Origin of the sequence: Rhodococcus sp. BP-349, assembly GCF_019835845.1 — a bacterium.
GTDB lineage: Bacteria > Actinomycetota > Actinomycetes > Mycobacteriales > Mycobacteriaceae > Rhodococcoides.
This window is the reverse complement of record NZ_JABUDR010000002.1, coordinates 544975-570283: the sequence shown is the minus strand read 5'-3', so window position 1 is coordinate 570283 and position 25309 is coordinate 544975. Positions and strand designations below refer to the sequence as shown.

Here is a 25309-nt window from a genome sequence, read left to right as displayed (position 1 = left end):
ATATTCGATAGATTGTGGTCGATACTCGATGCATGATCACGGAGAGACGCGTCGTCGCGACGCTCAGGGTGTTCCTCGTCGGACTGTTCGCCCTCCTCGTCCTGTTCCAAGTCATGTCCCTGCCGGGACAGTTCGCGCACATGGCCCGCGAGAACCCCGACTCCGCCTATCTCCGGTGGCCCCTCACCGCGCTCACCATCTTCTGGGTGGTGTGCGTGCAGATCGTCGTCATCGCCACCTGGAAACTGCTCACCCTCGTCCGCCGGGATCGCATCTTCTCCGACGCCGCATTCGTATGGGTCGACGCCATCGTCCGCGCGATCGTGGCCGCCGGTGTGTCGCTCGGTGTCGTGTTTCTCGTGGTCGGGTTCAACGCCGACGATCCGGGCCCCGTACTCCTGCTGTTCCTGCTCTGCATGATCGTCGGCGTCGCCGCACTGCTCATGACGGTGATGCGTGCGCTGCTGCGGAAGGCGACCGACCTGCATACCGACCTCGAGGGCGTCATCTGATGCCGATCGTCGTCCGGATCGACGTGGAGTTGGCCAAGCGCAAGATGAGCGTCGGAGAGTTCGCCGAGCGGGTCGGGCTGACTCCGGCGAATGTCGCCGTGCTCAAGAACGGGCGGGCCCGTGCGGTGCGGTTCAGCACGCTGGAGACCATGTGCCGAGTACTGGAGTGCCAACCCGGCGACCTGCTCGAATGGGTGGACGACCCGTTGTGATGCGGGCGCCCTAACTTATCGATACGGCCACGCGAACATCAGTGCACCGGGTGCCCTACACTTCCGTCATGGTCGACCGCATCGGAACCCGTCTACCCACATCCGGGGGCGTCACTCCCGTCCGGCTGTTCACGCTGCTCGGCCCCGCGTTCGTCGCCGCCATTGCCTACGTCGATCCCGGCAACGTCGCCGCCAACCTCACCGCCGGCGCGCGCTACGGCTATCTCCTGGTGTGGGTGCTCGTGGCCGCCAATGCCATGGCAGTGCTGATCCAGTACCTCTCGGCCAAGCTGGGCCTGGTCTCCGGACGATCACTGCCGGAGATGCTCGGCGACCGCATGCGTCCCTGGCCCCGCCGGGCGTTCTGGGTGCAGGCCGAGGCCGTGGCGATCGCGACGGACCTCGCCGAGGTGATCGGCGGCGCCATCGCGCTCAATCTCCTGTTCGGCGTTCCGCTCTTCGTCGGCGGTCTCATCACCGGCGTCGTGTCGATGGTGATCCTGGCCGTCCAGTCACGGCGCGGTCAGCGCACCTTCGAGTTCGTCGTCATCGGCATGCTCGCGATCATCACGATCGGCTTCCTCACCGGCCTGCTGTTCACCGACATCGACGCGGGCGGCGTCGCCGGCGGTCTCGTACCGGGGTTCGACGGCTCCGGATCGGTTCTGCTCGCGGCCAGCATGCTGGGCGCGACGGTCATGCCGCACGCCATCTACCTGCACTCCGCTCTCGCCCGCGACCGCCACGGCATCGAGAAGGACTCCGGCAGGCTGGACCGCCTGTTGCGGGCGACCAAGTGGGACGTGACGTTCGCGTTGATCATCGCCGGCAGCGTCAACATCGGCATGCTGCTGCTCGCTGCCTCGGCGTTCCGCGGCGAGGAGGGCACCGACACCATCGACGGTGCGCACGCGGCGATCGAGAACAATCTCGGACCCGCCGTCGCCGCGATCTTCGCCGTCGGCCTGCTCGCCTCGGGGCTCGCGTCGACGTCGGTGGGCTGCGCCGCCGGCGCCGAGATCATGAAGGGACTGCTGCAGAAGCGGATCCCGATCCAGGTGCGCCGCATCGTCACGTTGATCCCCGCACTGGTGGTCCTCGGCATCGGCGTCGATCCCACGCTGGCACTGGTATTGAGTCAGGTGGTGCTGAGCCTGTGCATTCCGTTCGCGTTGATCCCGCTGGTGCGCATGACGTCCAGCAGCGCGGTGATGGGCACCCGCATCAACTCACGGACCACCGTGGTTCTCGCCGTCGTCACCACCGTCCTGATCGTCGCGCTCAACGCGGCGCTGCTCTGGCTCACGGTCACCGGCCAGGGATAGCGAAGCGCTACCAGCGCGGTCCGCGCTGGATGTCGTCGACCTTGGGCCGCACGTCGACGAGGTACACACCGATGGCGACCACCGCGATGATGCCGACGAAGCCGACCACCGGGAAGACCAGCAGGATCAACAGCGCGATCGCGAGGATGGCCACCCACCCCGGCTTGTTCAGCTTGTCCGCGGCGGTGAAGGCGTCGGGACGCTGCCGGATGGCGTGGAAGAGCGCGAACGCCACACCCACCAGAGCGATGAGCTGCAGAATGTTCATGATCGCGCTGGTCGCGCTGTACGCCATGGGCATGCGGTCATCCTAAACGACACCGACCCCCGCGCTTCGTCAGCGCGGGGGTCGGAATTGTCGTGATCGACTAGCTGGTCGACTTCTTGGCCGGAGCCTTCTTGGCCGGGGTGGCCTTCTTGGCGGGGGCAGGAGTCGAGGCCTTGGCCGGGGTGGCCTTGGCGGGAGCCGACTTCGTGGCCGGAGCCTTCTTGATGGGCGAACCCGCGTTGTTGCGCGTCTTGCCCTCGACCGTGCCGGCGGCACCGGACGCGCGATCCGACGCCTTCTGGCCTGCGGTCTTGGCCTTCTGGCCGAGCTCGTCGATCTTCTCGCTCAGCTCGTCGGCAGCCTCGTCGACGTTGTCGACGGCGTCCTCGGCGCCCTCCTTGATCGTGTCGGTGGCCTCGTCGGCACCCTCCTGCACACGATCGGATGCGCGGCCCGCGAGTGCCGCGGCACGCTCACCGACGGCGCGAGTCTGCGAGGCGACGGTACCGAGGGTCTGCTCGGTGAGGTCGACAGCATCGTTGGCGACGGCGTTGGCGCGCTCGAGACCGTCCTCGACCGCCGGGTTCTTGCGGATGCGCTCGACCGTCTCCTCGCCGCGCTCGGCGAGTGCGGTGTAGAGGTCCGACGCCACCTTGAGGTAGGCCTCGGCGACCTTGCGGAGCTCCTCGGGGGTGAAGCGCTCGCGGAGGTCGGCGATCTCGTCCGGCAACTCCTGCGGCAGTGCGTTCAGGCGTCCGCGAAGCGTCTCGACGCTCTCGGTGACGTCTTCCTGCAGGTCGGCGAGGCGGGCACGGGCTGTGTCGACGCGATCGTTGACGTCGGCCTGCGTGCTCTCGGCGCGGTGGCGGACCTGGGCGACGACGTCGGCCACGGCCTGGACCACGGCGTCACCGGCGCCGACGGCGGCGAACAGCGGGGTCTTGACGGTGTCGAACTTCGGATCGGTCATGTGTGATCTCCTGATGTCGTTTCGTGGTTGATCTCTGATCGCAGCGTGGGGGTGCCGGTCTCGTTCTCGCGGCGGAACGAGTAGTAGATCTCGAGTAGCACCTGCTTCTGACGCTCCGTGATGGAGTCGTCACCGTGCACCGCGTCGATGATGGGACTGTGCGGCCGTTCCTCGAGCAGACCGGCGTGCACGTACAGGACCTCCGAGGACACACGAAGACCCTTGGCGATCTGACTCAGAACCTCTGCCGACGGCTTGCGCAGTCCCCGCTCGATCTGACTGAGATAGGGGTTGCTGACGCCGGCGGAGAGGGCAAGTTGCCGCAGGGACACCTGGGCCGACTCTCGCTGTGCCCGAATGAAACTCCCGATGTCCTGCGTCGCCGTGCTGACCACGCGGGCTGCGAGATCTCCGGCTGCCGACACCACCGTGGTGTCGTCGCCTTCCTTCTCCTCGGATGCCATCTCGAACACTCCTGACTGATGTCGAATGCGCCTCGCCATCGACGATAACGAAGGGTGCTAGCAATTGCAAGCACTGTGCTAGCACCCACACCCCGTTCGCCGCGCCGACCCTGGATCAGCCGAACAGCAGGTGCGAGACGGAGTAGATCGCCAGACCCGCGAGCGAGCCCACCACCGTGCCGTTGATACGGATGAACTGCAGGTCCCGTCCCACCTGCAGCTCGATCTTGCGGCTGGCCTCGTCGGCGTCCCATCGGGCGACCGTGTCGGTGATGACGGTGGTGATCTCGTCGGTGTAGTTCTCGACGATGTAGCGCACACCGGCCATCAGCCAGCCGTCCGCCTTGCCGCGCATCGCGTCGTCGTCGCGCAGGCGCAGACCGAACTTCTGCACGTTCTCGCTGATCTTGGCGCGCAGGGTGCTCTTCGGATCGTCCACGGAGTCGACGATGAGCCGCTTGGCCACCTTCCACGACGCCGCCGCGAGGCCGGTGACCTCGTCGCGACCCATGATCTCCGTCTTGATCGACTCGGCCTTCGCGATCGTGTCGGGGTCGTTCTGCAGATCGTCGGCGAAATCGGTGAGGAACTTGTCGGCAGCGAGCCGCAACTCGTGCTGCGGATTCGACCGGACCTTCCACGTGAACTCCACCAGCTCACGGTGAATGCGTTCTCCGAGAAGCACATCGACGAACTTGGGCGACCAGGACGGGGAATCCCTCGACACGATGCGGTCGATGGTCGGGAGGCTGTTCTGGGCCCATTCGTGTGCGCGCTCGGCGAGCAGGTCTATCAGCGGCTTCTGCCGGTTGTCCTCGAGCAGCGAGCCCAGGACGCGACCGATCGGCGGGCCCCACTGCGGATCACCGAGACGCTTGACGATGGTGTTGTCGATGACCTGCTGGATGTCCTCGTCGTCGAGCACGTCGAGGAAGCCGCGCAACACGGTGGCCGTCTCCTCCGCGACACGGTCCGCGTGGTCCGGCTCGGCGAGCCAGGTGCCGAGGCGCAGCGGGATGCGTGCCGACTCGACCTTCTGCGACACGACGTCGACGGCGAGGAAGTTCTGACCGACGAACGATCCGAGGCTGGTACCGAGCTGGTCCTTCTTGCGCTTGATGATCGCGGTGTGCGGGATCTTCAGACCCATGGGGTGCTTGAAGAGGGCGGTGACGGCGAACCAGTCGGCGAGCGCGCCGACCATGCCCGCCTCCGACGCCGCCCGGACGAAACCGACCCATCCGCCGGCGCCGCGGGATTCCTGCCACCGGCAGAAGAGATAGACGATGGAGGCGAACACCAGGAAGCCGGTGGCGACGAACTTCATCTTGCGGAGGTCGCGTCGTTTGACGTCCTCGTCGAATGTCATGAGCTGCACCGACTCCATTGTGCAGGGTCGGCGCGCGACTCGTGCCCCGACCGGCGACGACGTCTCGCCCGGACGCGGGTCCGGCGGCGCCGGGCACTACTGTTGAGGTGGGCGACGTGACATGCGCCGCCGCACACGAGTGCGCCAGAAGCGCAGTCGGACATCGGGACGGAGTACACGCGCGTGGCGAGCAGATCGGCAGCGAGGAAGAGCGACGGGGACAGCGCCGACGAGACCGCGGCACCGAAGGCCGGGCGAGCCCGATCCGCGAAGTCCACGGCGGGTGCCACGGCGAAGCCGGATCCCGACGACACCGCGACCGACGCCCGCACGGACAAGCCGGACGGCCGCAAGCGACGCTGGCGCGAGCACAAGATCGCCCGTCGCGAGGAACTGGTGGACGGCACTCTCGCCGCGATCCGGCTGCGCGGACGCAACATCGGCATGGACGAGATCGCCACCGAGATCGGTATCTCGAAGACCGTCCTCTACCGCTACTTCCACGACAAGAACGATCTGACCAACGCGACGCTCGAGCGATATGTGGAGACGACTCTCGCACCGCGCATCTACGACGCGATCAGCGTCGAGCTCGACGAGTACAACCTCACCCGCCAGGTGGTCGCCGCGTACGTGGAGACCGTCGCGGACGACCCCGAGGTCTACCTGTACGCGATGTCGAACAGCTCGGGGCCGAACCGCGACGTGGTCGCCGAGTCGGAGCGCATGATCGCGGAACTGCTGGCGACGGTGCTCGGTGAGCGGCTGCGCCGGATGGAGATGGACTCGGGCGGATCGCTGCCCTGGTCGTACGGGATCGTCGGCGGAGTCCAGTTGGCCACGCACTGGTGGATCTCGAACCGCTCGATGTCCGCGGCCGACCTCATCGACTACCTCACCATGATGGTGTGGGGCGGCATCCACGGTGTCGCGGAAGCGGGTGGATCGCCCTCACGCTTCAATGCAGTGGACCACCCACTCGTCGACGAGTAGAGGCGCTCAGCGGTCGTGCTCGTCGTCGAGCGGGACGTCACGACTCTGCTCCAGCAGGTCCGCGTCCGAGGCGTCGTACGTCACGGCGACCGTGGGCACGACCGCCGCCGTGTCGTCGTCCTCCACCGTGTCCCGCTCCTGCTCGAGAGCGTCCTCGACGGGAAGTTCCGGGCTCGTGAAATCGGGCATCTCTCGCTCCTCCCTCGATGTGTCTGCGAACTACCGTGCCGAGTTCATCGGCGCTCGACGGGAACCAGCACCACGGCCATACCGGCCATGCCGACCATGAGGACCCCGACGAGGGCTCCGAGGGCGAAGGAGTTTACCGCGGCCGCCACGAAGGCCGCCATCCCGGCACACAGGGCGACCATCAGGACGATTCCCGCCGTGGTGTGCTCGAACAGGCAGGTCATCACGGGTGCCTCGGCTGCCTCGCCGGCCGTGTCCGACGCGACCGCTCCGGCCGCATCCACTGTCGGTGTGCTCACTGCTGTTCCCTTCTCCCGCGTCACCTCACGGTGAACCCAGCGGTGCGTCGACCGGACGTGCTCCCCATCCGGTCGAAGGGCACATACCCGCGCCCGGACCGATCCAACCCGCCGCGGGTGTGCCGTTTCCCACCACCGGGTGCCGGGTAGATCGGGACGGCCGCCTCGCGTCCTGCGACACGGCGAGCAACGAGAGAGGTTCACGATGACTGACACCCCGAACACCGACTCCGGGTCGGCCCGCCGTACCGTGGCGTTCCTCGCGACGGACGGTGTCGAGCAGATCGAGCTCACCGCTCCACGCGAAGCACTCGATCAGGCCGGCGCGACCACGGTGCTGCTCTCGCTGACCCATGGAGAGATCCAGGCATTCGAGAACGACACCGAACCCGCCGACACCTTCGCCGTCGACCAGCTGGTCGCCGAGGCATCCGTCGACGACTTCGACGCGCTGGTCCTGCCGGGCGGAACGACGAACCCCGACAAGCTGCGACTCGACGCCGACGCGGTGTCGTTCGTCCGCGACTTCGTGAATTCGGGCAAGCCGGTGGGGGTGATCTGCCACGGCCCGTGGACGCTCGTCGAGGCCGACGTCGTCCGTGGTCGCACGCTGACCTCGTACCCGAGCGTGCGGACCGACATCAGGAACGCCGGCGGCACGGTGGTCGACGAGGAGGTCGTCGTCGACGGCAATCTCATCTCGAGTCGGAACCCGGACGACATCCCGGCCTTCAGCGCAGCCGTGGTCGACGCCGTCGCCGCTCTCGACTCGGGCGAGTGAGCCGGGGTCAGCCGTTCGATTCGTCGGCCGGCTGATCCTGCGCGGGCGGCGGGAATCCGCCGGTCGCGATCGGTCCCCACGTGTCGATGGCGATGCGGATGATCGACTTGCCCTGCGTCACCATCGCCTGCCGGTACTCGTCCCAGTCGGGGTGCTCGCCCGCGATCGCCCGGTAGTAGTCCACCAGGGGCTCGACGGAGTCGGGCAGGTCGATGACCTCCGCGGTGCCGTCGATCTGCACGTACGGGCCGTTCCACTCGTCGGAATGGATGCAGAGCGTCACGGCCGAGGACCGACGGATGTTCACGGTCTTGGCGCGCTGCGGGTACGTCGAGACGACGATGCGACCCTGCGCGTCGAGCCCGCAGGTCACGGGTGAGATCTGCAGTCCACCGGACTGCTTCGTGGTGACCAGGGTGGCGTGATGCCGCTCGGCGACGAAGCGATGCAGGGCATCGAGATCGACTCGGTCGGCTGTTGCGTACGTCGGTGCCATGATTCGAGGGTAGGTGCTCCCCCACCGGGGGCTAGAATCGGTGCCGACAAGACGACACTCGGTCCGGACTCACCGGCCACGCGGTTCCGGGGGTGCCGCGGTCGACCTTCCGCCCTCAGGACAGACCGTGACCGTTCCACCCCGTCCCCCGTTGATCGCACCACCGCCGTCGGCTCTGTCCACGTTCGACGCCGCGGGTGCGGCCGTCGTCGCCTACCTCGACAGCATCGTTCCCGCGACGGCCTGGGCCGTCTCGCGCGTCGTCGACGACAAGCAGATCTTCCTCCGCACCAACACCAACGGCCTGGGTATCGACACCGGCCTGGTGGTGGGGTGGAACGAGTCGCTGTGCCACTCGATGACCGTGGGTGAGATCCCGTCCGTCGTGGAGGACCTCGACGACGCGGGCATCCCCCGAATCGGAGTCCCCGGTCACGACCCGGTCCGGTCGTACATCGGTGTGCCCATCCGCAGAGCGGACGGCTCGCTGTTCGGCACGATGTGCGGTTTCGGCTCACGGCCGATCAGCGGGCCTCTGCCCGACGGCATGACCGCGTTGCTCGATCTCCTCTCGGGGCTGCTGACCACGGTGTTCGAGACCGACCATGCCCGGGCGGTCGCGGAGCGCTCCGCCGAACTGGCTCGGCGCGAGGCGGAGACCGACCCCCTCACCGGACTCTTCAACCGGCGAGGATGGAACCGGGTGCTCGAACCGGAGGGTGCGCGCTGGACACGCTTCGCCGATCCCGGCGCCGTGGTGGTCGTCGACCTCGACGGGATGAAGCAGGTGAACGACCGTCACGGCCATGCCGCGGGTGATCGTGTGATCCGGCGCGCCGCCGAACTGTTGCGGTCGTGGGCTCACGAGTCGGACGTCGTGGCCCGTCTCGGCGGCGACGAGTTCGGTGTCCTGGTGTTCGACCGCGACGCCACCGACGTCGACGGCATGCTCACGGCGCTGGAGTCCTCCGCCCACGCCGCGGACGTGCCCATGTCGGTCGGCTGGAGCACCGTCACCGAGGCCGGCAGCATCACCGCGTCGTGGTCGCTCGCGGACGAGAACATGTACGTGTCGAAGCGGCGGTCACCGAGCCGGTCCGGCATCGACATTCATCCGACCCCCGGACGCCACCAGGGCGGTCACATCGCCCGGCGGTAGTGGTCGCGCCATCAGATAGCCCTGCGCGTACCCACATCCGCACCGGGCGAGGCTGTCCAGCTGAGCCGTGGTCTCCACGCCCTCGCCGACCACGTCGAGACCGAACGCGTCGGCCACCGACACGACGGCGCGAATGACCGCCTCCGACTGCTCGGTCGGCAGGTCGGCGACGAACGATCGATCGATCTTGATGGCATCGAGGATCGGGAAGCGCGTCAGGTAGTCCAGCGAGCTGTGGCCGACACCGAAATCGTCCAGCAGGATCTTGATGCCCATCCGGTGCAGCTCGTCCAGGTTGTTCTTCACGGCAGACGTGTCCTCGAGCCACAGAGTCTCGGTGATCTCGATGCCCAAGAGGTCCGGGGCGAGACCGGTCCGCTCGAGCGTGTCGGCCAGGGACGACGCGAACGTGCGCTGACGCAGTTGCAACGGACTGACGTTGACGCGGAGTTCCACCGGGTGGCCGGTCTGCCATCGCGCGGCCTCGGCGCACGCCCGGCGCAGCACCCAGCTGCCCAGGGGTCCGATCAGGCCCGCGCGCTCGGCGGCGGGGACGAACTCGTCGGGCCCGACGATGCCGAGACTCGACGTGGTCCATCGCGCGAGTGCCTCGACCCCCGTCATGCGCCCGGACCGGATGTCGAACACGGGTTGAAAGGCCACGTCGAGGTCGTCGTTCTCGATAGCGGAGCGGAGTTCGGAAGCGATGGTCAAGCGCCGCAACGCTTCTCCGCCCTGCACTTTGTCGTACAGCTCGTAGCTCCCCGGCCCTTCCTTCTTGGCGCCGCCCATGGCCACGTCCGCCTGGCGGACCATCTCCGCGGCGGTGTGCTCGCCGTAGCCCACCGAGATGCCCATGCACGCGGTGACCGTCGTCGTTCGATTCCCGATGGTGAGCGGGCGGCGGAACATGGCCAACACGCTCTGTGCGACAGCGATGGCGTCGAAGGTGCTGCGCAGCCCGGGACACACGAGCAGGAACTCGTCGCCGCCGAAGCGGGCGACGGTGTCGGAGGGCCTGACGGTACGGGTGAGCATCGGAGCCACTGCCGTGAGCACCGCGTCCCCGGCGCCGTGACCGAAGCTGTCGTTGATGGTGCGGAAGTCGTGGAGGTCCACCAGGATCACGGCGGTGAGCGTGCCGTCCTCACGAGACACCCCGAGAGCGGAGTCGATGCGCTGGTACGCGAGCGTGCGGTTCGCCAACTGTGTCAGCGGGTCGTGCAGGCTGCGGTACCGCAGCTCGCGTTCGAGGTCGGACCGTCGCACGGCCGACGCCAGCACTGCCGCCACCGTGACGACGAAGGACAGCGTGTCGGCCGACGGCGTGTGCGGCTCGGTGCGATAGACGACGAGGACACCCCACGTGCCGTCGCCCCCGCGGACGGGAGCCGCGATGCCGCTGCGGAGGTCGTGGTCCTCGAGCAGGGTGACGTCGAAGCGACTCTCGTCACGGGTGTCCGCGCAGACGATCACCTCCTCACGCTCGAGCGCGTAGCCGGCCAGCGTCGCGGTGCCCGAGGGCAGGGTCTCCTCGTCCGGCGGAACGAAGGTCGCCTCGTGGACGGCCAGGCGGTCCGCACCGCGCCTGCGGAACACCACGGCGTGCGTGGCACCGACGAGATCCGCGATGGACCGCAGGGCGGTGGCCACGAGGTCGTCGAACGAACCGGTCAGCGCCGCACGGTTGAGCCCGGCGACGATGCGCTGCTCGCGCGCTCGGCGGCGTACGGCGGTGAGGGCGTCGACCAACTCCTCCTCGCGCTCCTGCCGCTCGGAACCGTCCACGAGTGTGGCCACCACGACCTCGTGGCCGTCGGTGGGCCCCAGAACCCAGGCGGACACCAGGATCGGTCGGGTCGGTGATCCCACCGCGATCCGACCGGTCCAGGCTCCGGTGGCGTTCAGTTCGGCGAGGACGAGGTCGAGCGTCGAGGTGGCGGTGTCCGCGACCAGATCTCGCGCGGACGGGTTCTCGTGGGCCGGGAATTCCAGGATGGTGCGCGCGGCAGCGTTGGCGTACCGCACGGAGGTGGTGCGATCGAAGACCACGACACCGTCCTGGGACGATTCGGAGATCGCCGTCAGCGCGGCGAGAACAGTGCGCCTGTCGCCGGCGGCACCGGCGTCCGAACCGCCCGAGTTCCGGCCGCCCGAGCTCAGGCTTCCCGTCACCACGTCTCCGCCCCCAGACCCGTTTCCGCCCCCAGCAACACCTCGCGATTGTTCCACCTTCGCCGCACTCTGCCCGTTCTTTGCCCGCTTTTCCTCTCCGGGACCGGTACCTGCCCGCGTCACGCTCCGTCCGACGACGCCCAGTCCAGCAACCGGTCGACCGGCCAGGTGGTGACGATACGGTCCGGCGGAACGCCCACCGCGGTGGCACGCGCACAACCGTGGCCGAGCCAGTCCAGTTGGCCGGGCGCATGCGCGTCGGTGTCGATGCTGAACAGGCAGCCGATCTCCAGGGCGAGCTCGATGAGCCGCTCCGGTGGGTCCTGGCGCTCGGGACGAGCATTGATCTCCACAGCGGTCCCGTGATCACGGCACGCCTCGAACACGGCGCGGGCGTCGAACGTCGACTCGGGACGTGTTCCGCGTCCACCCTCGACGAGTCGACCGGTGCAGTGCCCGAGAACGTCGACCTGCGGGTTCGTCACTGCGGCGAGCATGCGCGACGTCATCGTCGCGCTGTCCGCTCGCAGGTGGGAGTGAACGCTCGCGACGACGATGTCGAGCTCGTCGAGCAGCTCCGGCTCCTGGTCCAGCGACCCGTCGTCGAGGATGTCGACCTCGATACCGGTCAGCACCCGCATCGGCCGCCCACCGTCGGTCTCGAACCGACGCCGCAGACCGGCCATGACCTCGAGCTGGGCGCGCAGGCGGTCGGCGGAGAGCCCGTGGGCGACGGTCAGGCGCGGTGAGTGGTCGGTGAGCACCCAGTACTCGTGCCCGATCCTGCGTGCGGTCTCCGCCATCTCCTCGATCGGACTGCCCCCGTCCGACCAGTCGGAGTGCGTGTGCAGATCCCCGCGCAGCGCGTCGCGCAGGGCCTCGCCGCCCACGCCGATGGGCTGCGCCTCGGCGCGTAGCTGCAGGAGGTACTCGGGAACCTCGCCGGCGGCAGCTGCCGCGGCGACCGCAGAGGTCTTCGGTCCGATACCGCGCAGGGTGGTCCAGCCGTCTGTGCGAGCGAGCTCGGCCAGCCTGTCGGCGTCCAGTGCGGCCAGGACGTCGGCGGCGGTGCGATAGGCCTTGACCCGACGCGTCTCGGCCCGCGAACGCTCGAGCCAGAACGCCACCTCTCGCAGTGCGGCAACAGGTTCCATGACGTCAGAGCCTACGGGTACGAGCATGACACTGCCCCTGTCACCGGAGACCGGCGACAGGGGCAGGGGGGAGCGGCGACCCGGACGAACCGGATCTCGCCGAGTGCCAGTGCAGTCAGCGGACCACGTGTGCGGCAGGCTCCCACCGAGCGGCACCCATGACGCGGGTGACCGCGTCGCCGACCACGAGGGTCATCGGCGAGCCGTTCGCTGCGCTGCGGTCGTCGAGACCCGCCACGACGGAAAGCGCTGCGGTGCCGAAGAAGTCGACTCCGGACAGGTCGAGCACGATGCTTCGGCCCGCCTCGACGTCGGTGTTCACGACGTCCGAGAAGGTGGACGAGTTGGACAGGTCCACACTGCCGGTGACGCGGTACGTGGTCTCCGAGTCGGTGCGCACGACGGAGATGAGTCCGCCGAGCATGACGACGTCGTCGCCGAGAGTGGTGGTGGTGGATGCGTGTGAAGTCGAAACAGTCATGATTCTCCAAATGCCGATCTAGCTGGAGAAGCAGAGCAATGGTGCTGCAGGTGAAAGAACCCGTCCGCGACTGCAGAATGAGTAGCGGTTGGTGGAAAGGAGTCCGAGCGACCATCGACGGTGCTTCGTACGTCGGCTGCTGACTCAACCTGTGTCCGAACCTACGCTACTCGCGTCGGTCTGCCAACCACTTCTGCGTTCCTCTCGGTGAACGTCGTGCGACGCTTCGGACAACGCCGCCGGTACGGTGCACGTTTTGCGACGAACGCCCCCGGGTAATCTCGACCGGTCGAACACGTACGAGGTTCGCCTGAACCGACACGCGACACGAAGAAGTGGGAGACCTCATGACACGGGCCATCACGACGGAGCCGAACACGGAGGGGGCCGACGCCACCATCGAACTCGGTGTCCACGCCGACGCGAGTCAGCTGTCGGTCACTCGCGCCGTGGCCGCGACACTCGCCGCCCAGGACGACTTCGATCTCGACAGCATCGCCGACATCCGACTCGCCATCGACGAGTCCTGCAGCCGCCTGATCGTGCGCGCCACCCCGGGTGCCCGCATGGTCTGCCGTTTCCTCACTGCGGACGATGCACTCCACGTGTCGGTCACGACGACGACCGAGGCCGGTGCCGATCTGGACGCGAGCGGGTTCGGCTGGCACGTTCTCAACGCCCTCACCGACTCCGTGTCGACGTCGCAGTCCGAGAACGAGCACGGTGTCGTCTCGACCACCATCGAGTTCACCAAGAGCAAGCACGGCTGGGACGAGTGACGACAAGCGAACGCAAGACGAAGTCACGGCGCTCGGCGGACGAGTACGCCGACGTCGCCGAGCGCTTCACGCGCATCCGCACGCTGCCCGAGGGCGATCCCCTGCGGGGCAAGCTGCGCGACGAACTGGTGACACGGTGCCTTCCGCTGGCCGAGCACATCGCCCGCCGGTTCGACGGCCGCGGTGAGGCGCACGACGACCTGGTTCAGGTCGCCCGCGTCGGGCTGGTCAACGCGGTCGACCGCTTCGACGTCGAGCGCGGATCCGATTTCGTGTCCTTCGCGGTGCCCACCATCATGGGCGAGGTCCGCCGGCACTTCCGCGACGCGGGATGGGCTGTGCGCGTCCCTCGGCGCATGAAGGAACTGCATCTGCAGCTCTCCCGCGCCATCGCGGATCTGTCACAGACGCAGGGGCGGTCCCCGACCGTCTCCGAGTTGGCCGAGTATCTCGACCTGGACCGCGACGAGGTCGCGATGGGGCTCACCGCCGGCAACGCGTACCAGACCCTGTCTGTCGACAGTGCTTCCAGCGGAAGCGATTCCGAGGGCCTGTCGTTGGCGGACACTCTCGGCGACTACGACAAGGAGATGGAGAACGTCGAGAACCACGAGGCGCTCCGTCCGCTGCTCGAGAAGCTCCCCGAGCGTGAACGCAACGTGCTGTTGCTGCGCTTCTTCGGCAATATGACGCAGACGCAGATCGCCGAGAAGATGGGGATCTCCCAGATGCACGTCTCGCGTCTGCTCGCCCGCACACTCGCCCAGCTGCGCGAGGAACTGCACTAGAACAGTCGGTCCACGCCTACGCTCGCGGGATGAACAGCTCACCGTCGCCCGGTTTCACCACGAATCTGCCCGCGGCCCTGGCGGCGTCGGGCACGTCGTGGTCGACGGTGGACGCCGCGTCGACGCCCGGTTTCGATCGAGACAAGACGGCCGGCAAGGAGTTGATGTCGGCGCGCGGCAAGATTCTGTCCGAGCTGCAGGAGCGCCTCTACGCAGGCGGCAAGAGCGGCGACCACCGGTCGGTCCTGCTCGTCCTGCAGGGCATGGACACCTCGGGCAAGGGCGGCATGGTCCGCCACGTCCTCGGCATGGTCGAGCCCCAGGGCGTCGATCACGCGACCTTCGGCACGCCGACGGAGGAGGAGCGCGCCCACCCGTTCCTGTGGCGCGTGGAGAAGAAGCTGCCACGACCGGGCCAGATCGGGGTCTTCGACAGGTCCCACTACGAGGACGTCCTCATCGTCCGCGTGAACGAGCTCGCGCCATCCAGCGTGTGGCGCACCCGCTATGACGAGATCAACGACTTCGAGCGCAGGGTGGTCGAGAGCGGCACCACCATCGTCAAGGTGGCCATGGCGCTGTCGTGGGAGCAGCAGGGCAAGCGTCTCGCTCGTCGACTGCGCCGGCCGGACAAGTACTGGAAGTACGACCCGAGCGACATCGAGGCACGCGAGAAATGGGTCGCCTACCAAGAGGCCTACCAGGCGGTTCTCGATCGCACCGACACGGACTGGGCGCCCTGGTACGTGGTGCCGTCCGATCACAAGTGGTACAGCCGCCTCGCCGTCACGGAGCTGCTGACGGGAGCACTGACGTCGTTGGACCTGCAGTGGCCGCCCGCCGACTTCGACGTGGAGCACGAGAAGCAGCGCCTGGCGTCCCTGCCGCGGCCGTGAACGCCGACGGGCGCCGACCGTGTGGTCGGCGCCCGAAGGTGGTGTGCCAGCAGTGAACGCTGCGGCTGTGGATCAGAGAGTGGCGGTGTCGATCACGAAGCGGTAGCGCACGTCCGACTTCACGACGCGGTCGTACGCCTCGTTGATCTGGTCGCCGGAGATGACCTCGATCTCGGCGCCGATGTGGTGCTCGGCGCAGAAGTCGAGCATCTCCTGGGTCTCGGCGATGCCGCCGACCATGGAGCCCGCGAACGAACGACGGTTCGCCAGCAGGTTGAAGGCCGGGACCTCGAGGGGCTTCTCGGGAACGCCCAGCTCGACGAGCGTGCCGTTACGGGCGAGCAGGCCGAGGTAGTCGCCCATCGGCAGGTTCGCGGAGACGGTGTTGAGGATGAGATCGAACTTCCCGCGCAGATCCTTCAGCGCGGTGGTGTCCTTGGTGGCGTAGTACTCGTCGGCTCCGAGTCGCTTGCCGTCCTCCTCCTTGCTCAGCGTCTGGCTGAGCACGGTGACGTGGGCGCCGAGCGCGTGGGCGATCTTGACGCCGACGTGGCCCAGTCCGCCCATGCCGATGATGGCGACCTTCTTGTCGGGGCCGGCGCCCCAGTGCTTCAGCGGCGAGTAGAGGGTGATGCCGGCGCACAGCAGCGGCGCGGCGACGTCGAGCTCGACGCCCTCGGGGATGCCCAGCACGAAGTTCTCGGTGACGACGATCTGCGTCGAGTAGCCACCGTGGGTGAACTCGCCCTCGTAGGTCTTCGAGTTGTACGTCTGGACGACACCCTTGGTGCAGTACTGCTCGTCGCCGTCCTTGCAGGCCTCACAGGTGCCGCAGGAGTCGACGAAGCAGCCGACGCCGACGCGGTCGCCGACCTTGCGGCTGGTGACGTCGGAACCGACCTCGGCGACGATGCCGGCGATCTCGTGGCCGGGAACCACGGGGTACGTGGTACCGCCCCACTCGTTGCGGGCGGTGTGGATGTCCGAGTGGCAGATACCGGCGAACTTGACGTCGATCAGGATGTCGTTCGGTCCGAGCTCTCGTCGCTCGATGGTGGTCTTCTCGAGCGGTGCGTCTGGTGCGGTGGCGGCGTATGCAGTTGCTGTGGACATGTACACATGTCTACCCGTGCATCGTTGACTCGTAAACCATGTCCGGTTCGTCCCCGGCGACGGATCAGCGGGCGGTGGCCATCCGGTATCCGAGGAAGCCGACGTAGCCCGCGAGCGCGACGAGACCGACCTTGCGCGTGGTCGGGACAGCGATGGCGGTGCCGATCAGGAGCTCCGACGCACCGTACCGTTGCGGTAGGTCCACGTACGAGTGTCCTTCGGGAACGCCGGCTCGGTGATCGAGCGGAAGGCGTCGGGCGCCACGAAGTGCGCGGCACCTGTTGCAGCGAGACCGATTCCAGCGATGGTGGGCACCGTGATCGAAGCCATGACGTGACGTCCTCCCCTGTACGCGTACGGGTCCGACCGGACCCCGTCGGTCACAGTAGCAACGTCCGCACCGCCGCGGGTGCGGTCGCGCTAGCGTGGTCGGCATGGCCGAGACACCCGCGGTACGACGGACCCGAGAACTGCTCCGGACGAGTGTCGACGCGTCGTCGCCGATGCGCGGAGTACTCGACGTCCGGGTGACGGACTCCACAACGCGACAGGCGTCTCCTGCGTCCGCCGCCTCCGTCGCCGGACGCCTGATGACCTTCTCGCCCCTCGCCGCCGTCTACGAACGTGCGTGGCGGCCTCTGTTCCGCCTGTGGATGGGCGCCGGCGGCCCCACCGTGGACGAACAGCGGGCGTACGCGGTGCGTGACCTCGGGCTCGTGTCCCGCGACGTGGCGGTCGTCCTGGACGTCGCGTGCGGGCCGGGCAACTTCTCGCGGTCGCTGGCCGAGGCCATGCCGACCGCCACGTCCGGCACGCCTCACGGAACCGAACCTCTGGTGATCGGGCTCGACGCGTCGGAACCGATGATCGCGCGGGCGTCGGCGGACACCGTCGACGACGAGCACGTCGCCTATCTGCTCGGGGACGCCCGCGAGCTCCCGTTCGAGGACGACGCCGTGGACGCGGTGTGCTGCTACGCCGCGTTGTACCTGGTGCCCGAGCCGTACCGGGTGCTCGACGAGATGATCCGTGTCCTGCGGCCGGGAGGCCGCATCGCACTCATGACCACGGTGCGGCGCGGCCCACAGCCGGTCGGGTCGGTCACTGCGGCGGCGGCGAGCACCGTCGGACTCGAGATGTTCCGACGCGACGACATCACCGACGTCCTGCGTGAACGCGGAGTCGAGCACGTCGAGCAGCGCATCCACGGCGCAGCCCAGTTCGTCACCGGGCGGCTGCGCCGGAGCGGTCAGGACGTGCCGGTGTCGGCTCCGTAGTCCGAGACCAACCACTCGTCGCCGGTGTGCTCGACGGTCACCGTCAAGAGCGTCGGCACGGCACCGGGTTCGGGCTGCTGCAGGTTCTGTGTGGTCTGCGTCGCGAAGACCGACACCGTGTAGGTGTCGCCCTCCTGCGCCGTGACCGTGGCCGCGTTCACCCGACCCGACGCCACCACCTGCGAGTCGGTCATGATCTGCGTCAGCACCTCGCGCACGCCGTCGAAGCGCTCACGCAGCGCGTCGGTGGTGCCCTCCTCGACGCCACCGAAGAAACCGTCGATGTTCGTGTGGTCGTAGGTCAGCGATCGCTCCGTGTAGGCCCGCGCCGTGTTCTCTGCGGTGGTGCGATCGGCATCCGCTCCGCGTTCCGCGGCCAGGGCCGATGTGGCGGACTGCCACTGCACCCCCGCCACCACTGCGGCGATGATCGCGAGGACGGCGACGACGGTCGCGACGATCGCCACGAGCCGCGTCCGGGACGACACCTCGGGCGTCGACGCCTCCGGCACCGCGTCGTCCTCGGTGGAGGTCGTGTCGAGTTCTGTGGTCATGGAAGCCTTCTTGTCGTCGATGTCGTGAGGTCGTCGATGTCGTGAGGTCGCCTGGATCAGTTCGCGGGCAGCGTCACGGCCACCCTCGCCGGTCCACCGCGGGGGAAGACCTGCTCGAGCATCGTCACCAGAGCGCCGGCATCGACCCGGAGCGGGCGGATGGGCTGCGTGACCGGGCGCAGCACGGTGGCGATGAAGCCCAGGTCCGGCGACAGCTGACTCAGGTACTCGTCGATCTTGGGTACCAATCGAGCCAGTTCGCCGTCCCACACGGTCTCACCCACGTAGGAGTAGTCCTGGTAGGAGGAGATGAGGTGGTCGAGGCCCGCTCCGGAGGAGTTCAGTTCGGGCACCGCGTCCGCGAGACGCGGCCCCAACCCGTCGGCATAGGCGTTCTCGCCCAGCACCTGCAGGTTGCGGTACAGCCGCCGGATCTCGTCCTTCTTGTCGTCCAACGTGAGGGACAGCAGCCGCAGAACCTCGACGACGTTGTCGATGTCCTTCTCACGACCGCGAGTCGCGGTGTCGACCGTGTCGACGATGCCGCCCAGAGCCTCGGTGTCGATCTCGCGGGTGAGCGCCTCGGCGACCGCGAGGGTGTCACTGACGCTGGGTGCGACAGAGACGTCGGCCGCGTCCACCACGTCTCCGTCGGAGAGATACGGTCCGGAGTCGGTGTGCGGACGGAAGTCGAGAAATTGCTCGCCCGCCGCGGAGAGGTTCGAGACGCGCACCTCGGTGTCGACCGGGATCTGGTGCGCAGCATCCACACTCACGACCGCACGAAGTCCGTCGGCCCCGACGTCGATGCGCTCGACCCTGCCGATCGCGAACCCGCGCAGCGTCACCTGCGAGGTGTCGATCAGACCGCCGGAGGTCGTGAGCGGCACGGTGATCTCGGCGTGGTCGCGCCGCGGATCGATGTCCAGGACGTTCAGCGACAGGTACCCGACACCGAGCACGGCGACCGCCGCGAGCGCCGTGGCGGACAGGATCGAACCCTTCATCGCACGAATCCGATCGATCGCAGGACCTGGATCATCTCGTCGGCCCTGTCGAGGCCGTCGGCCTGCCCCAGACCTTCCCGGTCGGCCCCTTCTCCTGCGGGCGTGTCGCCCGAGACGGAGGCGATGCGGACGTTCGGTGACGACGTGAAGAACGGCACGAGCCTCTCGCGCAGCAGGGCGTCCATGCGGGACGCCAGCATCGGCGCCGTCAGATCGGCCGTGGCGAGAGTGCGGATCATGGGCTGCAAGGTGGCGATCACGTCGCTCAGGTCTCCGGCCACCGGGTTGACGACGGCGCCGATGTTGCGAGACATGTACCCCAGATCGATCAGAGCGTCGACCACGACCAGGAGCGAGTCGGCCAGCCCGGCGACACGCTCCGGCCCGCTGGTCAGGATGGTGTCGAGAGTGTCCGTCTTCTCGGCGAACGACCGTGTCACCGCCTCGGCGCCGCCCAGGATGCGGTCGAGCTCCGACGTGTTGGTGGCCAGGTCCCGCAACGCCTCTCGCGCCTTGTCGTTGATGAGATCGACCGTGGCGGGGTCCGGTGGAATCGCCCGGTTGAAGCGATCGATGGACCGTTGGAAGTCGACGATGTGCCCGCCGGCCACCACCTCGGACAGTCCACGCAGCACGTCCTCGACGTTGTCCGCCGGCGTCGTCCGCTCGAGCGGAATGACATCGCCGTCCTGCAGGGTGGCACCCGAGGTGTCGGACCCGTCCTCCGGTCGCTGCAACGCGACGTAGATCTCGCCCAGGATCGTGCCCTGCCGCAGTTCCGCGCGCGTCAGCGCGGGCAGTGCGACGGTGCGATCGATGTTCACGGCCGCGACGGCGGTGGACCCGGTGAGCGTCACCGACTCGAGCAGCCCGACGTCCACACCGTCCAGGACCACCTTGGCGCGGGCGGGCAGGTTCAGCACACTCGAGAACTCGATGTCGACCCGGTAGGTCGGTCCGGGAACGTAACTGCCCGGCACCGGCAGGTCTGCGATCGACGCGCCGCAGCCCGACGCCGTCACGGCTGCGGCCGCCACCGTCAACGCCGCCAGTAACCGCTTCATCGCGACCCCGCCGATCCGAGCACGAGCGGAACCAGGTCGACGTTCACGGTCGACCCACCCGCCACGGGCACCGCGAACTGCGGGGGCACGAACGTCAGCCGGGCGGCCTGTGTGTCCGGATCCTGCAGGGAAGCAAGCTGTTCCGTCTGCTTCGGCACCCTCGACAGAATGCTGGCGATGTCGCCGACCCTGCTGACGATGATGGCCACGATCGGAACGACGACGTCGAGCACCCGGTACAGCGTGGGTGCGAACTTGGGCAGCGTCTTCTCGAGGACGGGCAGGAACTCGACCGTCAGATCGATGGCCTGGGCGAAGCGCTCCGAGAAGTCGCCCGCGGCGCCGAGACCCTGCTTCAGGTTCTCGATCAGCAGGGTGATGTCCGGCCACCGATCCACCAGGGCCGCCGTCAGGGTGTCGACGTTGTCGACCATGCGACGGACCTGAGTGTCCTTGTTCGCCGGATTGCCGACCAGATCCGACACCTGCGACAGAGCAGTTCCGAGCGGCTCGCCGCTGCCGTCCAGAGCCGTGTCGAGCGATCGCAACGTGTCACCGAGAATTTCCTCGTCCGGCGGTCGCGGATTGTTCGGGTCGGTCGTCGACGTGGTCCCCAGAAGCTCGGCACCGAGCTTGTTCACCGCTTCGAGGGTGTCGCTGATGCCGATGGGAGTGCGGGTGCGTTCGAGGGGAATGCACGCATCCCGGTCGAGAGGGACGCCCTCCCGATAGGGAGTGGTCAGTTCCAGACGTCGATCGGTGACGATCGAGTCGGACATCGTCACCGCTCCCACGTCGGACGGTAGGGCGAGCGAGTCGTCGACCGACATGGTGACGCGCACATGGTCACCGCGAGGCTCGATACTCGTCACCTCGCCGACGGGGATGCCGAGAAGCGTGACGTCGTTCCCCTCGTAGAGCCCGACCGAGTCCGTCATCTCCGCGCACAGATCCGATCGCGGGGTGCCGACGAGCTGAGCCGCGGACGACGCCGCGGTTCCTGCCCCCACGAGGACGACGGCGGCCACGGCGACAGCCACGGCCTTGCTACGTGCGACCACGTCAGCACACCTTTCCGGGAACCGGGACGCACAGCGTCGACCCGGTGACGACGGCGGCACTGCGATCCACGACGGGACCGGCGCCGGTGTCGAGAAGGCCGGCCATGGACTCGGAGAACTCGTTGCCGGCGGAGATCGCGTCGTCGATGGACCCGGTGCGCTCCTTCAGCGTCGCCACCAGGCTCTCGACCTCGTCGATGGTCGGGCCGAGTCCCTGGTCGAGCGCGATGATCGGTCGGTGCAGCAGCGAGAACAACCTGTACAGCTTGTCGGCTGCCGCGGCCACGTCGGCACGCTTGGCACCCAGCTTGGACGTGATGATGCCGATCTGCTTCAGCAGGCCCAGCAGGATCTCTCGGTCGGTCGCCAGTTCGCCGATGTACTCGTCGGCCACGTCGACGCTGCGGTCGAGGTCGTCCTGGCGGTCGGCGATCGCACCCGTCATGGACGTCAGGGTCGTGGTGATGTCACGGATCGATTCCGGCTGAGCCTGGACCGCCTTGTCGATCTCGGCGATGTTCTGGCGCAACGAGGTTCCGTCGAGATCGCGCAGGATCGGCGTCGCCGCCTCGACCGTGTCGGACAGCGAGAACGGCACCCGGGTGTGCTCGATCGGGATCTCCCCGTCCTGCAGCTCGCCGGTACCGCCGGGGATCAGTGAGAAGTAGTGGCCGCCGACCGGCGTCAGGAGACGCACCCCGAGCGACGTCGCGTCGCCCAACTCGACGTTCTCGTCGACCTCGAAGGCCACCTGGACGTGGTCGCCGTCGAGCTTCATGGACGTCACCGACCCCACCGAGATGCCGGCGATTCGCACGTCGTCACCGGCGTGGGCGCCGCCGGTGGTCTCGAATGCCGCTGTGTACGTGCGATGTCCGAGGGGCAGCGAGTAGACGACGACGGCGGCCACCACGGCGATCACGAGGGCGAGAACGCCCACGATTCCCCACACGGTCTGGCTGCCCTGGCGCACGGAGCTCATCGACACACCACCAGTTGCTGGGTGCCGAGCACGACCGAACCGATGCCCGGGATCTCGGTGCTGCCGGCCGAGCACGCGGAGACCTGACCCTCGGGAGCATTGCGCACGGTCTCGTCGACGCCGCGCAGCAGGCTGGGCACCATCGCGAGAAGGTCGACCACCTGCTGGGCACCCGGTACCAGCCGCTTGAATGCCGAATCCACCGGGCCGTACTCGGAATCGTAGGTGTCGCGCAACTGCTCCCCGATCGCGATGAAGGGACCCTGACCGGCATTGATGTCGTCGACGGACGAGATCAGGGTGTCGGCTTTGTCGGCGAACGTCGAGACGACACGGTCGAGTTCGGCGAACAACCGACCGAGTTGCTCCGAACGTTCGCCCACGACACCGGAGATCGCTCCCAGATTGCGGATGAGGAGCACGATCAGATCCTCCCGCTGCTGGGCGTAGGTCGTCAGACCGTCCAGGTCGCGCAGTACCGGCCCGAGGCCGGACCCGTCGCCCTGCACGAGATCGAGCACGTTCTGCGCGAAGCGATTCACCTGATCGGTGTCGATGGTCTCGAAGATGGGCTGGAACCCGTCGAACAACGTCGTGATGTCGAACGACGGCACGGTCATGTCGTCCGCCAGCGAGGAGCCCGGAGCCAACTCGGACCCCGAATCGTCCGTGCGGATCAGCTCGAGATACCGCTGCCCCAGCAGGTTCTGATAGCGCACAGCAGCTTTCGTGGTGGTGAGCACGGGGCGGTCGGAGTCGACCTCGAAGGACACTCGCGCCTTGTTGCCGTCGAGTTCGATACCGGTCACCGACCCCACGAGCACACCGGAGAGGCGCACGTCGTCACCGGTGTAGAGACCGGAGACGTCGTCGAATCGGGCGTCGAACACGGCGCGGTCGTCGCCGCCGCCGTTGCGCAGTGCGCCGCCCACCAGGACGAGACACAGCACGGCCACCAGGGCGAACGCACCGAGCTTGAGCAGGGTCGCCACGGGCGTCCCCACGACCGACGACCGCGTCACAGGACACCACCGAATCGATCAGCGAAGGCCTCCACCGGACCGGCCATGGCGGGCATGTTCTTCACGATCACCTGCAGCTGCAGCTGGGTCCGGCCGTCGACGTTCGGGAACGCGTCCTCGACGCCGGCGATCACGTCGGGCACACGCTGGTAGGACGGTGCGAGCGTTCCCGCCGAGAGGGCCACCGGCAGAAGCACGTCGAGCAGGGTGTCCAGTAGCGGACGGAGGTACGGACCGTTGTCCCGCAACAGATCTCCCAGTGGGATGGAGAGGCCGGTCCCGAGGCCGGACATCGCCTTGATCGCCCGGGCGCTGTTCTCCGGGTTCTCGAAGTACTCGCTGCTGGTGACGACCTGGTCGATGACGTCGGTGACCGGTCCGATGGACGCACCCAGGCCGTCGGCGAGATCTCCGCCGCGGTGCAGCTTCCAGGCGAGTGGCGCGCGTTGGGTCTCCGCCATCATCTGCGCGGTGTCGAAGAAGGGCTTCAGGCTGTCGCCGAACTCCGACGACACGCGGGACGCCAGGTCGAGCACCCGCTCGGTGTTGTCCGCGTCGAGCACGTCGGTCAGATCGGCGAGTCGGCGGAAGACTCCGGTGACCGTCGCCGTCTCGGTGTCGTCGCCCAGCGCCAGGACGGTGTCCTCCCGCAGAGGGGATCCCTGTCCCTCCGAGTACAACTCGATGACCGTCGCACCGAAGACCGTCGCGGAGGAGAACCGAGCGGTGACGTCGTCGGTCAGAACCGACGCGACGGCCGGCTCGATGTGAGCGTGCACTCGCTGCGACCCGAACCCGAGCGGCTCGATCTCGTCGACACGGCCGACGGGCAGTCCGCGGTACTTGATGTCCGATCCGACCGCGAGGCCGTCACCGACCGCGGTGCTGTCGATCGTGACATCGAAACGGGACTCGAAGTCACCGGTCGCGTACTTGCCGAGCACCACGCCGAGGACCACGAGGACGACGGCCACCACGAGGCCCCGAACTCGGAGCGAGCGCGGACCGGCGGATCTGCGGGACAGATCGTCGAAGACTGCCATGCTCCCCTACCCCGAGATCCTGATGCCGACGTCGACTCCCCAGATGACCACCGTGAGGATCATGTCGAGAACGACGATGACGATGAGCGACGCGCGGATCGCACGGCCCGACGCTCGGCCGACACCCTCGGGCCCGCCCGTCGCGTAGTAGCCCTGGTACCCGTGGATCATGATGACCGCGCCGACGAAAATAGTGGCCTTGAGCAGCGAGTACAACAGATCCGACGGCTGCAGGAAGGCCGAGAAGTAATGGTCGTACGTTCCCGACGACTGGTCGCCGAACGCGGCGACGATGAAGGCACACGAGACGTAGCTCAGGATCAGCGTGAGCAGGTAGAGCGGGATGATCGTGACCACGCCGGCGATGACGCGCGTGGTGACGACGAACGGGATCGACCGGATCCCCACGACCTCGAGCGCGTCGATCTCCTCGGAGATGCGCATCGCACCGATCTCCGCCGTCATGCGGCATCCGGCCTGCGATGCGAACCCGATCGCGGCGATCATCGGCGCCAGTTCACGCGTGCTGGCGTAGGCCGAGATGAAGCCGGTGAGAGGACCCATGCCCACGAGGTTCAGGGCGTTGTAACCCTCGATGCCGATGGACGATCCCACGGCCACACCGAGGATGACCAGCACCGAGACGGTACCGCCGCCCACCACGAGATTGCCGCTGCCCCAGGTGATGTCGGTGAGCACGATCATCGTCTGGCGACGATAGGCACGCAGGGTGTGGGGAATCGCGGCCAGCACCTGCCACACGAACGTCAGCTGATGCCCGAGGTGCTCGAACAGCCCCAGAGGAGCGCGGGCGATGCGCTTGCCGCCGCGCACGAACGGGGCGGTGCCGGGTGGGGTGTAGCGAGAGATCGTCAT

General features: G+C 67.8%; 29 protein-coding genes and 1 pseudogene. 10 read left to right on the top strand and 20 right to left on the bottom strand.

Annotated features, from left to right (window positions below):
• Positions 1-32: 32 nt before the first annotated feature.
• The 3 genes from HQ325_RS13180 to HQ325_RS13170 all read left to right on the top strand — a co-directional run bounded on the left by HQ325_RS13180 (position 33) and on the right by HQ325_RS13170 (position 2049).
• A complete protein-coding gene (locus HQ325_RS13180; protein ID WP_222630236.1) occupies positions 33-512 on the top strand; it encodes a DUF2975 domain-containing protein in 480 nt (159 codons plus the stop codon).
• Positions 512-724 (top strand): helix-turn-helix transcriptional regulator, encoded by a 213-nt coding sequence (locus HQ325_RS13175; RefSeq protein WP_222630233.1) that lies wholly within the window; start codon positions 512-514, stop codon positions 722-724. The genes HQ325_RS13180 and HQ325_RS13175 overlap by 1 nt, the downstream gene beginning before the upstream one ends.
• Before the next feature lie 68 nt (positions 725-792).
• Positions 793-2049 (top strand): Nramp family divalent metal transporter, encoded by a 1257-nt coding sequence (locus tag HQ325_RS13170; protein WP_222630230.1) that lies wholly within the window; start codon positions 793-795, stop codon positions 2047-2049.
• Between the two features lie 7 nt (positions 2050-2056).
• Here HQ325_RS13170 and HQ325_RS13165 read toward each other — a convergent pair whose 3' ends face one another.
• The 4 genes from HQ325_RS13165 to HQ325_RS13150 form a co-directional block, all read right to left on the bottom strand.
• Complete coding sequence (locus HQ325_RS13165; RefSeq protein ID WP_222630226.1) at positions 2057-2350, bottom strand: DUF2516 family protein; 294 nt, start codon at positions 2348-2350, stop codon at positions 2057-2059.
• 67 nt (positions 2351-2417) lie between these two features.
• Positions 2418-3287, bottom strand: coding sequence for a heparin-binding hemagglutinin (locus tag HQ325_RS13160; RefSeq protein WP_222630224.1), 870 nt, complete (start codon positions 3285-3287; stop codon positions 2418-2420).
• Positions 3284-3751 carry a helix-turn-helix domain-containing protein gene (locus HQ325_RS13155; protein WP_222630222.1) on the bottom strand — a complete coding sequence of 156 codons (468 nt, stop codon included), beginning with the start codon at positions 3749-3751 and terminating at the stop codon, positions 3284-3286. The genes HQ325_RS13160 and HQ325_RS13155 overlap by 4 nt, the downstream gene beginning before the upstream one ends.
• 115 nt (positions 3752-3866) lie before the next feature.
• Positions 3867-5138: a DUF445 domain-containing protein gene (locus HQ325_RS13150; protein WP_222630220.1), complete on the bottom strand. Its 1272-nt coding sequence runs from the start codon at positions 5136-5138 to the stop codon at positions 3867-3869.
• 165 nt (positions 5139-5303) lie between these two features.
• On the opposite strand from HQ325_RS13150, the gene HQ325_RS13145 reads away from it, so the two are divergent.
• The gene (locus HQ325_RS13145) at positions 5304-6113 is read left to right on the top strand and encodes a TetR/AcrR family transcriptional regulator (protein WP_222630218.1); all 810 of its coding nucleotides are present in this window, start codon (positions 5304-5306) and stop codon (positions 6111-6113) included.
• A 6-nt stretch (positions 6114-6119) separates the two neighbouring features.
• Here the strand turns inward: HQ325_RS13145 and HQ325_RS13140 are convergent, their stop codons facing one another.
• Both HQ325_RS13140 and HQ325_RS13135 read right to left on the bottom strand, forming a co-directional pair.
• Positions 6120-6302 (bottom strand): hypothetical protein, encoded by a 183-nt coding sequence (locus tag HQ325_RS13140; RefSeq protein ID WP_222630216.1) that lies wholly within the window; start codon positions 6300-6302, stop codon positions 6120-6122.
• A 44-nt stretch (positions 6303-6346) separates the two neighbouring features.
• Complete coding sequence (locus tag HQ325_RS13135; protein WP_222630214.1) at positions 6347-6601, bottom strand: hypothetical protein; 255 nt, start codon at positions 6599-6601, stop codon at positions 6347-6349.
• 205 nt (positions 6602-6806) lie between these two features.
• Between HQ325_RS13135 and HQ325_RS13130 the strand changes: the two genes are divergently transcribed.
• Entirely contained in the window at positions 6807-7382 is a 576-nt protein-coding gene (locus HQ325_RS13130; protein ID WP_222630212.1) for a type 1 glutamine amidotransferase domain-containing protein, read from the top strand.
• 7 nt (positions 7383-7389) lie between these two features.
• Here the strand turns inward: HQ325_RS13130 and HQ325_RS13125 are convergent, their stop codons facing one another.
• Complete coding sequence (locus tag HQ325_RS13125) at positions 7390-7878, bottom strand: PPOX class F420-dependent oxidoreductase (protein WP_222630210.1); 489 nt, start codon at positions 7876-7878, stop codon at positions 7390-7392.
• 127 nt (positions 7879-8005) lie between these two features.
• Between HQ325_RS13125 and HQ325_RS22835 the strand changes: the two genes are divergently transcribed.
• Positions 8006-9037: a GGDEF domain-containing protein gene (locus HQ325_RS22835; protein WP_222630208.1), complete on the top strand. Its 1032-nt coding sequence runs from the start codon at positions 8006-8008 to the stop codon at positions 9035-9037.
• On the opposite strand, the gene HQ325_RS13115 is transcribed toward HQ325_RS22835, so the two are convergent.
• The 3 genes from HQ325_RS13115 to HQ325_RS13105 form a co-directional block, all read right to left on the bottom strand.
• Positions 8963-11212 (bottom strand): bifunctional diguanylate cyclase/phosphodiesterase, encoded by a 2250-nt coding sequence (locus HQ325_RS13115; protein WP_222630206.1) that lies wholly within the window; start codon positions 11210-11212, stop codon positions 8963-8965. The two genes, HQ325_RS22835 and HQ325_RS13115, sit on opposite strands and share 75 nt — an antisense overlap.
• Before the next feature lie 119 nt (positions 11213-11331).
• Positions 11332-12366, bottom strand: coding sequence for a PHP domain-containing protein (locus HQ325_RS13110; protein ID WP_222630204.1), 1035 nt, complete (start codon positions 12364-12366; stop codon positions 11332-11334).
• A 115-nt stretch (positions 12367-12481) separates the two neighbouring features.
• Positions 12482-12847, bottom strand: coding sequence for an STAS domain-containing protein (locus HQ325_RS13105; RefSeq protein WP_222630202.1), 366 nt, complete (start codon positions 12845-12847; stop codon positions 12482-12484).
• 347 nt (positions 12848-13194) lie between these two features.
• On the opposite strand from HQ325_RS13105, the gene HQ325_RS13100 reads away from it, so the two are divergent.
• From HQ325_RS13100 to HQ325_RS13090, 3 genes are read left to right on the top strand one after another with little or no spacing between them, the layout of a single operon-like run.
• Positions 13195-13626, top strand: a complete 432-nt coding sequence (locus tag HQ325_RS13100) for an ATP-binding protein (RefSeq protein WP_222630200.1) — start codon at positions 13195-13197, stop codon at positions 13624-13626.
• Positions 13623-14414 (top strand): SigB/SigF/SigG family RNA polymerase sigma factor, encoded by a 792-nt coding sequence (locus HQ325_RS13095; RefSeq protein WP_204869113.1) that lies wholly within the window; start codon positions 13623-13625, stop codon positions 14412-14414. Before HQ325_RS13100 ends, HQ325_RS13095 begins: the two co-directional genes overlap by 4 nt.
• 29 nt (positions 14415-14443) lie before the next feature.
• Complete coding sequence (locus tag HQ325_RS13090) at positions 14444-15310, top strand: PPK2 family polyphosphate kinase (protein WP_222630197.1); 867 nt, start codon at positions 14444-14446, stop codon at positions 15308-15310.
• A gap of 72 nt (positions 15311-15382) precedes the next feature.
• Here the strand turns inward: HQ325_RS13090 and HQ325_RS13085 are convergent, their stop codons facing one another.
• Entirely contained in the window at positions 15383-16423 is a 1041-nt protein-coding gene (locus HQ325_RS13085) for an NAD(P)-dependent alcohol dehydrogenase (protein ID WP_222630194.1), read from the bottom strand.
• A 64-nt stretch (positions 16424-16487) separates the two neighbouring features.
• Positions 16488-16753: pseudogene (locus tag HQ325_RS13080) on the bottom strand (hypothetical protein).
• 104 nt (positions 16754-16857) lie between these two features.
• On the opposite strand from HQ325_RS13080, the gene HQ325_RS13075 reads away from it, so the two are divergent.
• Positions 16858-17700 (top strand): class I SAM-dependent methyltransferase, encoded by an 843-nt coding sequence (locus tag HQ325_RS13075; protein WP_261778187.1) that lies wholly within the window; start codon positions 16858-16860, stop codon positions 17698-17700.
• Here HQ325_RS13075 and HQ325_RS13070 read toward each other — a convergent pair.
• From HQ325_RS13070 to HQ325_RS13035, 8 genes are read right to left on the bottom strand one after another with little or no spacing between them, the layout of a single operon-like run.
• Positions 17673-18254: a hypothetical protein gene (locus tag HQ325_RS13070; RefSeq protein WP_222630191.1), complete on the bottom strand. Its 582-nt coding sequence runs from the start codon at positions 18252-18254 to the stop codon at positions 17673-17675. The genes HQ325_RS13075 and HQ325_RS13070 overlap by 28 nt on opposite strands.
• 56 nt (positions 18255-18310) lie before the next feature.
• The gene (locus tag HQ325_RS13065) at positions 18311-19261 is read right to left on the bottom strand and encodes an MlaD family protein (RefSeq protein ID WP_222630189.1); all 951 of its coding nucleotides are present in this window, start codon (positions 19259-19261) and stop codon (positions 18311-18313) included.
• Entirely contained in the window at positions 19258-20325 is a 1068-nt protein-coding gene (locus tag HQ325_RS13060) for an MlaD family protein (RefSeq protein WP_222630187.1), read from the bottom strand. The genes HQ325_RS13065 and HQ325_RS13060 overlap by 4 nt, the downstream gene beginning before the upstream one ends.
• Positions 20322-21386 (bottom strand): MCE family protein, encoded by a 1065-nt coding sequence (locus HQ325_RS13055; RefSeq protein WP_222630186.1) that lies wholly within the window; start codon positions 21384-21386, stop codon positions 20322-20324. The genes HQ325_RS13060 and HQ325_RS13055 overlap by 4 nt, the downstream gene beginning before the upstream one ends.
• A 1-nt stretch (position 21387) precedes the next feature.
• Positions 21388-22368 carry an MlaD family protein gene (locus HQ325_RS13050; protein ID WP_222630184.1) on the bottom strand — a complete coding sequence of 327 codons (981 nt, stop codon included), beginning with the start codon at positions 22366-22368 and terminating at the stop codon, positions 21388-21390.
• Positions 22365-23390 carry an MCE family protein gene (locus HQ325_RS13045; protein ID WP_308014471.1) on the bottom strand — a complete coding sequence of 342 codons (1026 nt, stop codon included), beginning with the start codon at positions 23388-23390 and terminating at the stop codon, positions 22365-22367. The genes HQ325_RS13050 and HQ325_RS13045 overlap by 4 nt, the downstream gene beginning before the upstream one ends.
• Positions 23387-24433 (bottom strand): MlaD family protein, encoded by a 1047-nt coding sequence (locus HQ325_RS13040; protein ID WP_222630182.1) that lies wholly within the window; start codon positions 24431-24433, stop codon positions 23387-23389. The genes HQ325_RS13045 and HQ325_RS13040 overlap by 4 nt, the downstream gene beginning before the upstream one ends.
• 6 nt (positions 24434-24439) lie before the next feature.
• A complete protein-coding gene (locus HQ325_RS13035) occupies positions 24440-25309 on the bottom strand; it encodes an ABC transporter permease (protein ID WP_222630180.1) in 870 nt (289 codons plus the stop codon).

Excerpts from the sequence above, each read along its gene's own strand:
- HQ325_RS13175 (WP_222630233.1), top strand. The coding sequence starts at position 512 with ATGCCGATCGTCGTCCGGATCGACGTGGAGTTGGCCAAGCGCAAGATG.
- HQ325_RS13170 (WP_222630230.1), top strand. The coding sequence starts at position 793 with ATGGTCGACCGCATCGGAACCCGTCTACCCACATCCGGGGGCGTCACT.
- HQ325_RS13090 (WP_222630197.1), top strand. The coding sequence starts at position 14,444 with ATGAACAGCTCACCGTCGCCCGGTTTCACCACGAATCTGCCCGCGGCC.
- HQ325_RS13085 (WP_222630194.1), bottom strand. The coding sequence starts at position 16,423 with ATGTCCACAGCAACTGCATACGCCGCCACCGCACCAGACGCACCGCTC.
- HQ325_RS13110 (WP_222630204.1), bottom strand. The coding sequence starts at position 12,366 with ATGGAACCTGTTGCCGCACTGCGAGAGGTGGCGTTCTGGCTCGAGCGT.
- HQ325_RS13180 (WP_222630236.1), top strand. The coding sequence starts at position 33 with ATGATCACGGAGAGACGCGTCGTCGCGACGCTCAGGGTGTTCCTCGTC.
- HQ325_RS13165 (WP_222630226.1), bottom strand. The coding sequence starts at position 2,350 with ATGCCCATGGCGTACAGCGCGACCAGCGCGATCATGAACATTCTGCAG.
- HQ325_RS13065 (WP_222630189.1), bottom strand. The coding sequence starts at position 19,261 with ATGAAGGGTTCGATCCTGTCCGCCACGGCGCTCGCGGCGGTCGCCGTG.
- HQ325_RS13130 (WP_222630212.1), top strand. The coding sequence starts at position 6,807 with ATGACTGACACCCCGAACACCGACTCCGGGTCGGCCCGCCGTACCGTG.
- HQ325_RS13140 (WP_222630216.1), bottom strand. The coding sequence starts at position 6,302 with ATGCCCGATTTCACGAGCCCGGAACTTCCCGTCGAGGACGCTCTCGAG.
- HQ325_RS13050 (WP_222630184.1), bottom strand. The coding sequence starts at position 22,368 with ATGAGCTCCGTGCGCCAGGGCAGCCAGACCGTGTGGGGAATCGTGGGC.
- HQ325_RS13155 (WP_222630222.1), bottom strand. The coding sequence starts at position 3,751 with ATGGCATCCGAGGAGAAGGAAGGCGACGACACCACGGTGGTGTCGGCA.
- HQ325_RS13100 (WP_222630200.1), top strand. The coding sequence starts at position 13,195 with ATGACACGGGCCATCACGACGGAGCCGAACACGGAGGGGGCCGACGCC.
- HQ325_RS13075 (WP_261778187.1), top strand. The coding sequence starts at position 16,858 with ATGGCCGAGACACCCGCGGTACGACGGACCCGAGAACTGCTCCGGACG.
- HQ325_RS13125 (WP_222630210.1), bottom strand. The coding sequence starts at position 7,878 with ATGGCACCGACGTACGCAACAGCCGACCGAGTCGATCTCGATGCCCTG.
- HQ325_RS13150 (WP_222630220.1), bottom strand. The coding sequence starts at position 5,138 with ATGGAGTCGGTGCAGCTCATGACATTCGACGAGGACGTCAAACGACGC.
- HQ325_RS13160 (WP_222630224.1), bottom strand. The coding sequence starts at position 3,287 with ATGACCGATCCGAAGTTCGACACCGTCAAGACCCCGCTGTTCGCCGCC.
- HQ325_RS13060 (WP_222630187.1), bottom strand. The coding sequence starts at position 20,325 with ATGAAGCGGTTACTGGCGGCGTTGACGGTGGCGGCCGCAGCCGTGACG.
- HQ325_RS13040 (WP_222630182.1), bottom strand. The coding sequence starts at position 24,433 with ATGGCAGTCTTCGACGATCTGTCCCGCAGATCCGCCGGTCCGCGCTCG.
- HQ325_RS13035 (WP_222630180.1), bottom strand. The coding sequence starts at position 25,309 with ATGACGATCTCTCGCTACACCCCACCCGGCACCGCCCCGTTCGTGCGC.
- HQ325_RS13105 (WP_222630202.1), bottom strand. The coding sequence starts at position 12,847 with ATGACTGTTTCGACTTCACACGCATCCACCACCACCACTCTCGGCGAC.
- HQ325_RS13070 (WP_222630191.1), bottom strand. The coding sequence starts at position 18,254 with ATGACCACAGAACTCGACACGACCTCCACCGAGGACGACGCGGTGCCG.